Source organism: Actinomadura sp. KC345 (assembly GCF_004348515.1).
In the GTDB taxonomy this organism is placed as follows: domain Bacteria; phylum Actinomycetota; class Actinomycetes; order Streptosporangiales; family Streptosporangiaceae; genus Spirillospora.
On the sequence record NZ_SMKH01000230.1, the window covers coordinates 1 to 13,139 of the forward strand.

At 72.7% G+C, this 13,139-nt stretch carries 11 protein-coding genes; 8 read left to right on the forward strand and 3 right to left on the reverse strand.

Annotation, left to right across the window (positions count from 1 at the left end; translation table 11 throughout):
* Nucleotides 1-118 precede the first annotated feature (118 nt).
* The 5 genes from E1281_RS29250 to E1281_RS29270 all read left to right on the forward strand — a co-directional run bounded on the left by E1281_RS29250 (nucleotide 119) and on the right by E1281_RS29270 (nucleotide 7,700).
* Entirely contained in the window at nucleotides 119-487 is a 369-nt protein-coding gene (locus tag E1281_RS29250) for a DUF3054 domain-containing protein (RefSeq protein WP_131882939.1), read from the forward strand.
* 132 nt (nucleotides 488-619) lie between these two features.
* Entirely contained in the window at nucleotides 620-2,269 is a 1,650-nt protein-coding gene (locus E1281_RS29255; RefSeq protein ID WP_131882940.1) for an AMP-binding protein, read from the forward strand.
* Between the two features lie 94 nt (nucleotides 2,270-2,363).
* Nucleotides 2,364-5,393 (forward strand): AMP-binding protein, encoded by a 3,030-nt coding sequence (locus E1281_RS29260; RefSeq protein ID WP_131882941.1) that lies wholly within the window; start codon nucleotides 2,364-2,366, stop codon nucleotides 5,391-5,393.
* A 110-nt stretch (nucleotides 5,394-5,503) separates the two neighbouring features.
* The gene (locus E1281_RS29265) at nucleotides 5,504-6,862 is read left to right on the forward strand and encodes a cytochrome P450 (protein WP_131882942.1); all 1,359 of its coding nucleotides are present in this window, start codon (nucleotides 5,504-5,506) and stop codon (nucleotides 6,860-6,862) included.
* 16 nt (nucleotides 6,863-6,878) lie between these two features.
* On the forward strand, nucleotides 6,879-7,700 hold the full coding sequence (locus E1281_RS29270) for an SDR family oxidoreductase (RefSeq protein ID WP_131882943.1): 822 nt from the start codon (nucleotides 6,879-6,881) through the stop codon (nucleotides 7,698-7,700).
* On the opposite strand, the gene E1281_RS29275 is transcribed toward E1281_RS29270, so the two are convergent.
* The gene (locus tag E1281_RS29275; RefSeq protein ID WP_131882947.1) at nucleotides 7,673-8,560 is read right to left on the reverse strand and encodes an oxygenase MpaB family protein; all 888 of its coding nucleotides are present in this window, start codon (nucleotides 8,558-8,560) and stop codon (nucleotides 7,673-7,675) included. The two genes, E1281_RS29270 and E1281_RS29275, sit on opposite strands and share 28 nt — an antisense overlap.
* A gap of 117 nt (nucleotides 8,561-8,677) precedes the next feature.
* Here E1281_RS29275 and E1281_RS29280 point away from each other — a divergent pair, with 117 nt between their 5' ends.
* Together E1281_RS29280 and E1281_RS29285 are read left to right on the forward strand one after the other, a co-directional pair.
* A complete protein-coding gene (locus E1281_RS29280) occupies nucleotides 8,678-9,331 on the forward strand; it encodes a TetR/AcrR family transcriptional regulator (protein WP_243717526.1) in 654 nt (217 codons plus the stop codon).
* Between the two features lie 40 nt (nucleotides 9,332-9,371).
* Complete coding sequence (locus E1281_RS29285; RefSeq protein WP_243717528.1) at nucleotides 9,372-10,868, forward strand: carboxylesterase family protein; 1,497 nt, start codon at nucleotides 9,372-9,374, stop codon at nucleotides 10,866-10,868.
* A 1-nt stretch (nucleotide 10,869) separates the two neighbouring features.
* On the opposite strand, the gene E1281_RS29290 is transcribed toward E1281_RS29285, so the two are convergent.
* Nucleotides 10,870-11,061, reverse strand: a complete 192-nt coding sequence (locus E1281_RS29290; RefSeq protein ID WP_131882944.1) for a hypothetical protein — start codon at nucleotides 11,059-11,061, stop codon at nucleotides 10,870-10,872.
* Between the two features lie 157 nt (nucleotides 11,062-11,218).
* A complete protein-coding gene (gene hisN, locus E1281_RS29295) occupies nucleotides 11,219-12,022 on the reverse strand; it encodes a histidinol-phosphatase (RefSeq protein WP_131882945.1) in 804 nt (267 codons plus the stop codon).
* Between the two features lie 135 nt (nucleotides 12,023-12,157).
* Here hisN and E1281_RS29300 point away from each other — a divergent pair, with 135 nt between their 5' ends.
* Entirely contained in the window at nucleotides 12,158-13,009 is an 852-nt protein-coding gene (locus E1281_RS29300; RefSeq protein WP_131882946.1) for a hypothetical protein, read from the forward strand.
* The last annotated feature ends 130 nt before the right edge of the window (nucleotides 13,010-13,139 follow it).

Here is a 13,139-nt window from a genome sequence, read left to right on the forward strand (position 1 = left end):
CGGGCAGGCCCCGCCGCCCCCGTGGGTGATGAACGGCAGGGGCGGCCCGGGCGGCGGCTGATCCGGCGGGGGAGCGGCCGCCCCCTGACCGGTGGCCCGGCGTCCCTATGCTGGGGGCATGCGGAACGGCGTGGCGGGGTTGCTGGACGTGTGCTGCGTGCTCGTGTTCATCGCGATCGGGCGTGCCACGCACGAGGACGCCGCGAGCCTGACCGGGTACCTCGCGACGGTCTGGCCGTTCCTCGCCGGGCTCGGCGCAGGATGGGCGGTCTCGCGGGCCTGGCGGGGCGCCGAGGCGCTCTGGCCCGTGGGGGTCGTCGTCTGGGCGGTCACCGTCACCGGCGGGATGGCGCTGCGGGCCCTGTCCGGGGGCGGCACCGCCCTCGCGTTCGTGATCGTCGCCACTCTCTTCCTTGCTCTGACGCTCCTCGGATGGCGTCTCGTCACACGGGTCACACGGGCGCGGAGGATCGCCCGCCAGGGCTGAGCGGCGTTGTGGGACGCCTCCAAATGACCGCCTGGTCTCTTTGCTGATCGGCCCGGTTGACGGGGAACGTGCCGTCCTGGTGAAGTTACCGACGAGTCACGTGGGTGACCGAGGCCAGTCGAAAGGGACACGATGGGATCTGCGCTGCGCGAATGGCTGGAGAAGCCGAACAGCGGACGCGGCGTTCACTTGGCGGCCGACGACGGCGGCTGGGAATTCCGCGACTACGGTGAGCTGGCCTCCGCCGCGCGACGCACCGCCGGGGCGCTGATCGAGGAAGGGGTCCGGCCCGGTGACGTCGTGTGCCTGATCCTGCCGACCGACTTCACGTGCATCGAGACCTACTACGCGGTCTGGGCCGCGGGCGCGACCGTATGCCTGATCACCCCGCCGCTGTTCCAGGACGGGGACGACTACGTCGCGCACGTGGCGGCGATCCTCCGGCAGGCCACGCCCGCGCTGGTCGTCGCCTCCAAGGACCTGTCCGAGTACGCGGGGCGGGCCATGGACGACGCGGGGATGAGCGGCAGGCCGTGGACGCCCCGGCAGGCCGTGGACGAGGCGGAGGTGCAGCCGGCCGGTGAGCTGGCGCTGCTGCAGTTCACCTCCGGGTCCAGCGGCGCGCCGCGCGGCGTCATGGTCACCTGGGAGAACCTGGAGTCCAACTGCGACCTGATCGCGCGGTCGGCGGGTTACGAGGACGGGGACGTGGTGGCCACGTGGCTGCCGCTGTACCACGACATGGGGCTCATCGGCACCTTCATCACGCCGATCGCGCGGCAGGGGACCCTGCGGCTGATGCGCCCCGACCACTTCATCCGCGACCCCGCGCGGTGGATCAGGTGCTTCGCCGAGGCCGCGCACACGGCCGCGCCGCCGTTCGCGTACGCGTACTGCGCGCGGCGCGTGAAGCCGGAGCAGCTCGAGGGCGTCGACCTGTCCGGCTGGAAGATGGCGCTGATCGGCGCCGAGCCCATCGACCCGCACACGCTGGAGGTGTTCGCCCAGCTCGTCGAGCCGTTCGGGTTCTCGCGGACGATGTACAAGCCCGCCTACGGCATGGCGGAGACGACGCTGCTGGTCACCATGGACAGCGTGCCGCGCCCCCCGCTCGCCGTGCGGCCCGACCCCGAGTCGCTGTCGTTCGGGGAGGCCGTCCGGATCCTGGAGCAGCACCCGCTCGGGCCGGAGTCGCTCGGCGCGAAGGCCGGATGGGTCGTCGGCTGCGGCACGCCCGAGGACGGCGTCCCCGTCACGATCGTGGACGACGACGGCAACGAGCTGGGCGACGGGCTCCTCGGCGAGATCGTCGTCGGTGGCGCGTCCGCCTGCCCGGGGTACTACGCGGGCGCGGAGGCCAAGTCGACGCGGTTCATCGACGGCAGGGTCCACACCGGGGACGCGGGGTTCTTCCACGAGGGCCAGCTGTTCGTGCTCGGGCGCATGGGCGACAGCATCAAGGTCCGCGGGCGGTCGGTGTACGTCGAGGACCTCGAAGCGAAGATCGCCGAGGTGAGCCGGCTCGGGAAGGGGCGCATCGCGGCCGTCGCCGTGCCGGACGCCGGGCGCAAGGGCGTCGCGCTGTTCGCCGAGTCGCAGGACGAGTCGTGGACGGGCGCCGTCCGCGAGATGCTGCGCCGCCGGCTCGGGGACGACGTGGAGCTGACGATCGTCGTCGGCACCGGGCTGATCCACCGCACGTCGAGCGGCAAGCCGCGCCGCCGCTACATGTGGGAGCGGCTGAAGTCCGGGCGGATGGACGGGGCGCGCATCGTTCCCTGAGCAGGCATCGTCCCGGAAGGCGGCAAGTGATCGTCCGATTGCTAAAGCCGGTGATAACAGGACACCATGGCGTTGACGCTGTGGAAGGTCGACGATGCCGGCTGTTGCCAAGACGCTTTTCCGCCTGGGGTCACGCCTGGGTTCAACCGCCCAGAACGCCCTTGAGGTCGCCAGGTTCGGCGGGTTCGACACCGATGAGGACGCCTCGCCCTGCGAGGTGGTGACCGAGCAGCGGGTGTACCGGCTGCGGCACTACTTCCCGGAGTCGGCCGGCGGGCCGGTCCCTCGTGGGGGGACGACCCCCCACACCCCCCGGAACGGACCGGTGGTGCTGCTCGTCCCGCCGCTGATGATCACCGCGGAGGTGTACGACATCTCCTCGCGGGTCAGCGCGGTCGGGGTGCTGCACGATCTCGGCGTCGACCCGTGGGTGGTGGACTTCGGCGCCCCGGAGCGGGAGCCCGGCGGGCTGGAGCGGACGGTCAGCGACCACGTCCTGGCCGTCAGCGACGCCGTCGACCGGATCCGGGAGGCCACCGGGCGGGACGTGCACCTCGCCGGGTACTCGCAGGGCGGCATGTTCGTCTACCAGGCCGCGGCGTACCGGCGCAGCGAGGGCATCGAGTCGGTGGTGACGTTCGGCAGCCCGGCCGACACCAGCGTCGGCCTCCCGTTCGGCCTGCCGAGCTGGCTCGCGTCCGAGGGTGCGGAGCGGATACCCGACGCGCTGCTCGGCGGGTTCGCCGTGCCCGGCTGGGTGACGCGGCTCGGCTTCCAGGTGCTCAGCCCCGTCAAGTCGGTGCGGTCGCGGGTCGACTTCATCCTCCAGCTGCACGACCGGGAGCGGCTCGCGCCGCGCGAGCGGCAGCGGCGGTTCCTGGAGCGCGAGGGCTGGGTGTCGTGGCCCGGCCCGGCGCTGGCGGAGTTCATCCGCCAGTTCATCCAGCACAACCGGATGCTGACCGGCGGCTTCCTCATCGGCGACCGGCTCGTCACGCTGGCCGACATCACCTGCCCGGTGCTCACGTTCGTCGGCGAGGTCGACGAGATCGCGGCGCCGCCGATGGTCCGCGGGATCCGGCGGGCCGCGCCGCGTGCCCAGGTGTACGAGGCGTCCCTGCGCGCCGGGCACTTCGGGCTCGTCGTCGGAAGCCTCGCGATCGAGCGGACCTGGCCGGCGGTCGCCGGGTGGGCGAAGTGGCGCGCCGGCCAGGCGGACCTGCCGGACATCGTGGCGCCCGTCGCGGGGGACGAGGAGGCCGCCCCGGCCGACCTGCCCGGCGGTACCGCCGGATACGGGCTCCAGCTCGCCATGGGCGCCGGGACCAGCGCCGCCCGCTCGGCGCTGCGCACCGCGTCGCGGGCGGTGCACGGAACCCGGCAGCTCACCGGCCAGGCCGCGCGGAACCTGCCGCGGCTGGCCCGGCTGGAGCGCATCCAGTCCGACACCCGCATGTCCCTGGGGCTCCTGCTGGACGAGCAGGCGCGGAGCCGTCCCGGCGAGGTGTTCTTCCTCTACCAGGGGCGGGGCCACACCCACGACGCCGCCAGGCGCCGCATCGACGCCGTCGTCCGCGGGCTGATCCACATCGGGGTCCGGCGCGGCGACGCGGTCGGCGTGCTGATGGGCACCCGTCCGACCGCGCTGGCGCTCGTGGCCGCGCTCAGCCGGCTCGGCGCCGTCGCGGTCCTGCTGCGTCCCGACGGCGACCCGTCCGCGGAGGCGCGGCTGAGCGGGGTCACCCGCGTGATCGCCGACCCCGAGCACGCCGCGCGGGCCGTGAAGCTGGACGGCGTCGACGGCTACCTGCTCGGCGGCGCGGGACGCGGTGAACGCGGGACCCCGGCGGACATCCCGCTGGAGGACATGCCGCTGACGGACATGGAGGCCATCGACGTCGAGCGGGTCGAGCTTCCCGGCTGGTACCGGCCGAACCCGGGGCGGGCGGGCGACCTCGCGTTCGTCGTCTTCACCGGCGACGGGGAGCACCTGCGGGCCAGCCGCATCACGAACCGCCGCTGGGCGCTGTCGGCGTTCGGGACGGCGTCGTCGGCCGCGCTCTCGCCGTCCGACACCGTGTACAGCATCACTCCGATCCAGCATCCGTCCGCGCTGCTGATGAGCCTCGGCGGCGCCGTCGCGGGCGGCGCGCGGCTCGCCCTCGCCGGCGGCTACGACCCCGCGACGTTCTGGGACGAGGCGCGCCGCTACGGCGTGACCGTCGCGTCCTACACGTGGATGTCGCTGCGCGGTCTGGTCAACGCCCCGCGCGACCCGGCCGAGCGGCACCACGCCGTCCGGCTGTTCATCGGCTCCGGCATGCCGCGCGGCCTGTGGCGGCGGGTCGAGGCCCGGTTCGCGCCCGCCCGTGTGCTGGAGTTCTACGCCTCCACCGAGGGCGAGTCGATCCTGGTGAACCTGAGCGGCAAGAAGCCCGGGTCGCTGGGACGGCCGCTGCCGGGCGGCGCCGAGGTGCGGCTCGCCCGGTACGACCTGGAGTTCGGCCGCCTGGAGCTGGGACCGGACGGGCTGGCCGTCGAGTGCGGGCCCGGCGAGATCGGCATGCTGCTCGCCCGGGTGCGGCTCGCCGCCATCGGCGCGGCGGCCCGTCCCGTGCGGGGCGTCTTCGCCCCCGAGGACGCGTGGACGATCACCGGGGACCTGTTCCGCCGGGACGCCGACGGCGACTACTGGCCGGCCGGGCGGGAGGCCGAGCTGATCCGCACCGCCGAGGGCATCGTCCCGCCGGGCCCGATCCGCGACGCGCTCGGCGACCTGCCCTACATCGACACCGTCGCCGTCTACGGCATCCCCGCGGGGGAGACCGAGGTGGCCGCCGCCGCGGTCGGCCTGCGCGACGCGGCGGCCCTCAAGCCCCTGGACCTGTCCGAGGCGCTGCTCCGGGTGGAGCCGGGGCTGCGGCCCGCGCTCGTCCGCGTCGTCGACGAGATGCCCGTCACGGCGGGCGGGCGGCTGCGGACGGCGCCGCTGCGGGACGAGGGCGTCCCGCCGGCGGGGGACGGCCGTACCTACTACCGGGACAAGGCGGGCGCGTACCGGCCGCTGACCGCTGCCGCGCGGCGCCGGCTCTTCGCGCCTCCGGCGGCCCGCGAGGCGCGCTGACCGCGGGGCCGCAAGGCGCCGGGTGATAAGCCTGGACTTACGGCCGTCGGTTACGTTAGAACAAAGGAACATATTTCGGCCTTTTGTTGCACGCATGTTCGGGAGGGGTCATGACGAGCGTCCTCGCGCCGCCGCCTCAGGGGAGCGGCCTGAAACCGGTCCCCGGCGTGCCCGGCATCCCGTACATCGGCAGCACGCTCGCCGTGATGCGCGACCCGATCGGGATGGCCCGCAAGCGGTACGACCAGTACGGCGCCGTCGCCTGGGGGTGGCTGCTCGGCCAGCGGACCGTCACCGTCCAGGGGCCCGAGGCCGCCCAGGCCGTCCTGGTCAACCGGGACAAGGCGTTCGCGAACGGGCCCGCGTGGAGCACGTTCATCGGGCCGTTCTTCACCCGCGGCATCATGCTCCTGGACTTCGAGGAGCACCTCCACCACCGCCGCATCATGCAGGAGGCGTTCACCCGTCCCCGCCTGCAGTCCTACATGGACGCGATGGCGCCCGGCATCATCAAGGGCGTCGAGTCGTGGGAGCCGGGCCAGGGGTTCAAGGTGTACGACCACATCAAGAATCTCACGCTCGACCTCGCCGTGGACGTCTTCATGGGCGTCGAACTGGACGACGCCGAGCGCGCGCGGGTCAACGGCGCGTTCATCGACGCCGTCCGGGCGGGGACGGCCTACGTCCGCTTCCCCGTCCCGGGGCTGCGCTGGCACCGCGGCCTGCGGGCGCGCAAGGTGCTGGAGGAGTTCTTCCACCGGCACCTGCCCGCCAAGCGCCGCGACGGCGGCGACGACCTCTTCGCCGCCCTCTGCCAGGCCGAGACCGACGACGGCGAGCGGTTCACCGACGAGGACGTCGTCAACCACATGATCTTCGCGCTGATGGCGGCGCACGACACCACCACCATCACGCTGACCACGATGGCGTACCACCTGGCCAAGTACCCCGAGTGGCAGGAACGGCTGCGCGAGGAGTCGCTCGGCCTCGGCAGGGCGCAGCCCGGCTACGACGACCTCGACCACTTCACCGGCATCGACATGGTGATGAAGGAGTCGCTGCGCATGGTCGCGCCCGTCCCGGCGCTGCCGCGCAAGGTCGTCAAGGACACCTCCATCCTCGGCTTCCACATCCCGGCGGGCTCCCTCGTCGTCGTGCCGATGCTCAGCAACCACCACATGGCCGAATGGTGGTCCGACCCGGACCGCTTCGACCCGGAGCGGTTCTACGCCGAGCGCCGCGAGGACAGGGCCCACAAGTACGCGTGGTCGCCGTTCGGCGGCGGCGCGCACAAGTGCATCGGCATGTACTTCGCCGGGATGCAGGTCAAGACCGTCCTGCACCAGGTGCTCCAGCGGTACCGCTGGAGCGTGCCCGCCCGGTACGAGTGGCCCCTGGACACCACGTCCCTGCCATCGCCGAAGGACGGCCTGCCCGTCCGCCTCGACCGCCTGGAGCAGAGCCGATGAGCCCGGAGGAGCGCCCATGAGCAAGGTCATCGCGATCACCGGCGCCGCGCGCGGCATCGGCCTGGCCACCGCCCGCGCCCTCCAAGCCGCCGCTTTCGACGGGGAGGGCGCCACCGTCGTCATCGGCGACATCGACGAGACCGCCGTCAAGGAGGCCGCCGCCTCGCTCGGCGTCACCGGCCTCGCCCTGGACGTGACGTCCCGCGAGTCGTTCACCGCGTTCCTCGACGCGGCCGAGGAGTCCGCCGGACGCCTCGACGTGGTGATCAACAACGCCGGGATCATGCCGATCGGCCCGGTGACCGGCGAGACCGACGCCGACGCGCGCCGCTGCATCGACGTCAACGTGCACGGCGCGATGCTCGGCACCAAGCTCGCCCTCGACCGGATGCTGCCGCGCGGCGCCGGCCACATCGTCAACATCGCGTCGGTGGCCGGGGTCATGTTCACCCCGGGCCTGGCCCTCTACAACGCCAGCAAGGCCGCCGTCCTGGGGTTCACCGAGGCGACCAGGCTGGAGGTCCAGGACCGCGGCGTGCACGTCAGCGCCGTCCTGCCGACGTTCACCAACACCGAGCTGGTCGCGGGGACGAGCAGCCCGAAGGGGCAGCGGAACTGCGAGCCCGAGGACATCGCCGCCGCCGTGGTCGAGCTGGTCGGCAGGCCGCGCCCGCAGGTCGTCGTCCCGAAGAAGCTCGGCAGGCAGCTCAGGATGAGCGCCCTGTTCTCCGACAGGGTCAAGCAGGCAGTCCAGCGCCGCCTGGGCCTGGACAAGATCTTCCTCGACTACGACAAGGAAGCGAGAAGCCACTACGACGACCGGATCCGCTCCCGCTGACCTCGACGGGGCGTTCGGCGGGCCTTCCGGAAGGCGCGGCGGGCCTCGGGCATGTAGCGGACGGCCTCGGGCAGCAGCGGCCACACCCGGTTCGCGGCGCGGACGGCCGCGGCGAACCGCCGGTGGCGGCGCTCGTCGGCCTCGCTCCACGGCAGGTCGAGCAGCTCGCGCATCCGCGGGTGCAGCCCGCCGACCGTGATGAACCGGGCGACCGCGTTCAGCGGCGGCGACACCGCGCGCCACACCGGCGCGGGCACCTTCGGGGGCGCGGGCAGCCCCTTGGTGGCGTACCCGACGCCGTACCGGGCGGTCTTGTGGGCGACGATCTCCTCGTCCAGCATCCGCTTCCAGTACGCCTGGAACGCCTCCCAGTCCTCGGGCATGGCCCGGTCGCTGACCCCGTACATCCGGAACCAGACCTTGGACTCGTCGTAGATGCGGCGCTTCTCGGCCTCGCCGAGCGGCCTGATGAACGTCTCGACGCAGTACAGCATGTGGTCGAGGAAGGTGGCGTGCGCCCAGTAGTAGGTCTCGGGATCGAGCGCGTGGTAGCGGGAGCCGTCCGGCATCGTGCCCTTGATCTCGCGGTGGTAGTCGCGGACGTTCCGGCCCGTCTCGGCGGACCGCTCCGCGCCGTACACCGTGTTCATGATCGGGCCCGCGGACCGCTTGAGCCGCGCGAACGTCTCGGAGAAGAACACCGAGTGGTCGAGGACGCCCTGGCCGAGCGCGGGGAGCATGTTCTGCAGCACGGCCGCCCGGGGCCCCACGAGGAGCATCCGGGTGTCGCCGAAGTAGCGCCAGGTCAGCGAGCCCGGTCCGAGGGGAGCCGGGGCCTGCGTCTCGGGCCGGTCCGTCATGGTCACCGCCGTCGATCGGAGACAGAACTACAAAACAACGATTATTGTAACTGTGTAGCGCCCGTCGGTGCGAGCCGGAGTCACGAGACGGGCGCCGGAGCCGGTTAGGGTGCCGCTATGACCATGCACGCGACCAGAGGGCACGCGACCACGGGGCGCGCGACCACCGCCGAAGGGCTGCTGGCCCGGCTGGCCGCACCCGAGGACGGGGCCGACGACCTCGACACCCGCATCCTGGACGCCGCGCTCATGGAGTTCGAGACCTACGGGCTGCGCAGGGTCAGCGTCGAGGACGTCGCCAAGCGGGCGGGTGTCGCGCGCACCACCATCTACCGGCGCTTCACCAACAAGGAGCAGCTGCTCCAGGCGGTGATCCTGCGCGAGTGCCGCCGGTTCCTCACCGCGATCGCGGAGGCCACCGAGGACCTCGCGTCCCCCGGCGACGCCGTCGTCGAAGGGTTCGTGGTCGGGTTGCAGAGCGCCCGCACGCACCCGCTGATGACCCGCGTCCTGGAGAGCGAGCCCGAGGCGTTCCTGCCGCAGCTCAGCATGAACGGCGGCGCGGTGATGCTCGCCGCCCGCGACATCCTCGCCGACCGGTTGCGCCGCGCCAACCCCGGCGGCCCGGAGGACCACAACACCGTGGCGGAGGTGCTGCTGCGGCTCGCGGTCTCGCTGCTCCTCGTCCCCGGCGGCGGGCTCGCCCTGGACGACGAGGACGCCATCCGCGCCTTCGCCCGCGACTACCTCACCCGCATGCTCCGCCCGTAGAAGAGTCCCCGCGCGGTCCCGTACCCTCCTACTGTCGAACTTGGTTCTAGAACTGGAGGCGGGCATGGACGCGGTCGCCAAGACGGCCTACGGGAAGGTCCGCGGCAGCACGCGGGACGGCGTCACCGCCTTCCTCGGCATCCCGTACGCCGCGCCCCCGTTCGGGCCCGACCGCTTCCAGGCGCCCCGGCCGCCGGAGCCGTGGGACGGCGTCCGCGACGCCGTCGAGTACGGGCCGACCGCGCCCAAGCCCGGCTACCCCAAGCCCTACGACTCGCTGCTGCCCGATCCGGACATCCCGGGTGAGGACTGCCTCAACCTGAACGTCTGGACGCCGGAGCCCGGCGGTTCCGGGCTTCCGGTCATGGTGTGGATCCACGGCGGCGCGTTCCGCAACGGGTCCGGGGCCGTCCCGGTCTACAGCGGCCACACCTTCGCCCGCGACGGCGTCGTCTGCGTGACGATCAACTACCGGCTCGGCGTCGAGGGCTTCGCCAACCTTCCCGGCGCCCCGCTCAACCGGGGCCTGCGGGACCAGATCGCGGCGCTGGAGTGGGTGCGCGGCAACATCGCGGGGTTCGGCGGCGACCCGGACCGCGTCACGGTCTTCGGCGAATCCGCCGGCGGGATGAGCGTCACCACACTGCTCTCCCTCGACCTCGGGCTCTTCGGCCGCGCGATCGCGCAGAGCGGGGCCGGCAGCATCGCCCAGGACCCGGAGGACGCGATGCTCGTCACGAAGGAGATGGCGGCCCGGCTCGGCGTGGAGCCGACCGCCGAGGCGTTCGCGGCGCTCGACCCGGCCGCGATCCTCCCCGTCCAGTCGGCCGTCGCCGCGGAGGTCACGGCGCTGCCCGACCCCGGCCGCTGGGGCGCCACCACCGCCGCGGGCGGCATGTCGCTGACCCCGGTCCTGGACGGGGACCTGCTGACCAGGCGACCCGAGGACGCCATCGCGGACGGCGCCGGACGCGACGTCGACCTCCTCATCGGCTACACGTCCGAGGAGTTCCGGCTCTTCCTGATGCCCACCGGCATCGCCGACGGCCTCACCGAGGACCTCGTCGGCGCCGTCACCGCGGCGATGGGCGTGCCGCCCGGCCTTCCCGCCGCCTACCGCGGCCGCCACCCGGACATGACCCCCGGCGAGCTGATGGCGACGATCATCACCGACCACCTGTTCCGCATCCCGGCGAACCGGGCCGCCGCCGGACACGCCGCGTCCGGCGGCGCCGGCGGGACGTGGATGTACGAGTTCGCGTGGCCGTCGCCCAAGCCGGGCCTGGGCGCGTGCCACGCGCTGGAGCTGGGGTTCGTCTTCGACAACCTGACGAGGACGGCCGAGGGCCTGGCCGGGCCGAACCCGCCGCAGGCCCTCGCCGACCGCATGCACCGCGCCTGGGCGGCCTTCGCCGCGCACGGCGACCCGGGCTGGGAGCGGTTCGATCCGTCCGCCCGTGCGGTCAAGGTCTTCGACGGCCCCGCCGACGAGGTCGTGAACGACCCCTCCGGCGGCGACCGCGAACTCTGGGACTAGGTCAGCTGCCGAGGCGCTTGCGGCCCTGGGCGCGCACGCGCTTGCGCTGGGACGGGTCGAGCATCATGTACCCGACCAGCGGCGTCCCGAGGACGCCGAGGATGATCAGCGCGGTCAGCCACCAGGGAAAGATGAACAGGGTCAGGAAGCCGACGACGACGCCGCCGATCACGAACTTTGTCTGGGTCGACATCTGGTACCTCCGTTTACGGGCCGCCCACTCTGTACAACGGCCACCCCGCGACCGCTGTTCCACGATATGTCGCGAGTCTGCCCGATGGCCATACCGATCTGTCCTCGCAGGTAGGACGATCCGTCCCCGAGGCGGGGGGTGCGGCCGGACGCGGGGGTCAGATCCGGAGGGAGAGCTGCCCGCCGCCCAGGGTGCGCAGAACCTCGGCGTGCAGCCTGCCGTTGGTGCACACGATGCTGCCGCCGTCCGGGCCGGGCACGCCCGACAGGTCGGTGAACATCCCGCCGGCCTCCTCCACGATGACCTGGAGCGCGGCGAGGTCCCACAGCGACACCTCCGGCTCGGCCGACACGTCGACCGCGCCCTCGGCGACCATCATGTGCGACCAGAAGTCGCCGAACGCCCTCGTCCGCCACACCGAGCGGGTCAGGTCGAGGAACCGGTCGAGCCGCCCCTGCTCCTCCCACCCGCTGAGGCTGGAGAACGACAGCGACGCGTCCGACAGGTCCGCCACCGACGACACGGTCATGCGGGTGGCGCGGGTCAGGCTGCGTCCCGTCCAGGCGCCGCCGCCCCGCGCGCCCCACCAGCGCCGGTTCAGCGCGGGAGCCGACACGACCCCGACGACGATCTCGTCGTTCTCCATCAGCGCGATCAGCGTCGCCCAGACCGGGACGCCCCGTACGAAGTTCTTCGTCGCGTCGATCGGGTCGATGATCCAGCAGCGGTTCCCGTACCCGCTCTTGCCGTACTCCTCGCCGAGCACCGCGTCCCGCGGGCGGGCCCGCTTCAGCGTGCCGCGGATCTGCTCCTCGACGCTGCGGTCGGCGTCGCTGACCGGGGTCAGGTCCGGCTTGGTCTCGATGGCGAGATCGAGAGCGCGGAAACGCCTGGTCGTGATGTCGTCGGCCCCGTCCGCCAGCACATGCGCGAGACGCAGGTCATCGGAATAGCCCGCCACGGCGAGCAACGCTACCCTGATCACGGGTTGTCCAGACACACTTACCCGGGCCGAACCGGCTTTTCGGTCGTCCATGCGGGGCGCGCCGGGGGATGTGGGCCGTTTCGCGTGCGCGGTGGTGGCAGCATGGGGGCCATGGCGCACGACCTTCCCGATTGGGTGGCCGAGCTGACCGACCCGCGCCGGGCGGAGACGCTCGACGGGCTCGCCGACCGCCTCGTACCGCTGGCCGAGCATGCCATCGACGTCTCCCGTCGATTGCAGGCGCAGCTCAACGAGCTCAACGACCCGTTCAAACGTGAGGCCCTCTACGGGCGGGTGGAACGGCTGAAGGCCCGCGCGGGGGAGGCGCTGGAGGAGATCACGGCGGAGATCGCCGCCTCCGGGGAGGAGCGCATCGAGCGCGTCTGGGCGGACTGGGCCGAGAAGGCCGGCCCGGGTGAGCGCGGCGAACGGGAACGCGAGCTGCGGCGCATGCTGGACCGCGACGTCGTCCCGGTGCTGTCCGAACGGCAGCGGGACGTCGCCGAGCGGGTCGCCGAGCGCACCTCCGGCGCGCTGGAGGAGGCGACGCAGACGCTGCTGACGCGGGTGGAGGAGCTGGCCAAGGCCGTCACCGACCTGATCCACGACGTCCTGCCGCTGGCCCGCGAGGGACTGGCGCTGGCCAGCCGCATCTCGGCGCTGTCGGGCCAGGCGCGGCAGTCGGGACGGGGCCCGGTCCCGGACGACCTGAAGGACGCCGGGGCCGAGACGACCCGGGCGTTCGACGAGGCGGTCGCGCGGCTGGAGCTGGAGTGGGCCGCGCTCGGCGCCCGCTCGGCCACCGTCCGGGCGGCGCTGCGCGGGGCGGAGGAGAGCGCGTTCAGCCGCGTCACCGACGAGATGACCCGCTGCGTGGAGGAACTCGCCCCCGGGCACGTCAAGGCCCTCAACGAGGCCGAGGCCAGGGCCCGCACCCTGTTCGAGGAACCGACGCAGGGCTAGGCGCAAAGCCGTGTAGTTAGGCGATGGGTGTGGTGGTCAAGGGTCGGTGGGTGCGCAGATCTCGATGCTGATGGTGGCTTTGTAGCTGGGGCCGCGGATGCGGGCGCCTTTGGCGACGAACTTGGAGATC

Bases quoted from the DNA above. Each gene is read 5' to 3' on its own strand.
- E1281_RS29250 (WP_131882939.1), top strand. From the start codon at position 119: ATGCGGAACGGCGTGGCGGGGTTGCTGGACGTGTGCTGCGTGCTCGTG.
- E1281_RS29255 (WP_131882940.1), top strand. From the start codon at position 620: ATGGGATCTGCGCTGCGCGAATGGCTGGAGAAGCCGAACAGCGGACGC.
- E1281_RS29260 (WP_131882941.1), top strand. From the start codon at position 2,364: ATGCCGGCTGTTGCCAAGACGCTTTTCCGCCTGGGGTCACGCCTGGGT.
- E1281_RS29265 (WP_131882942.1), top strand. From the start codon at position 5,504: ATGACGAGCGTCCTCGCGCCGCCGCCTCAGGGGAGCGGCCTGAAACCG.
- E1281_RS29270 (WP_131882943.1), top strand. From the start codon at position 6,879: ATGAGCAAGGTCATCGCGATCACCGGCGCCGCGCGCGGCATCGGCCTG.
- E1281_RS29275 (WP_131882947.1), bottom strand. From the start codon at position 8,560: ATGACGGACCGGCCCGAGACGCAGGCCCCGGCTCCCCTCGGACCGGGC.
- E1281_RS29280 (WP_243717526.1), top strand. From the start codon at position 8,678: ATGACCATGCACGCGACCAGAGGGCACGCGACCACGGGGCGCGCGACC.
- E1281_RS29290 (WP_131882944.1), bottom strand. From the start codon at position 11,061: ATGTCGACCCAGACAAAGTTCGTGATCGGCGGCGTCGTCGTCGGCTTC.
- E1281_RS29300 (WP_131882946.1), top strand. From the start codon at position 12,158: ATGGCGCACGACCTTCCCGATTGGGTGGCCGAGCTGACCGACCCGCGC.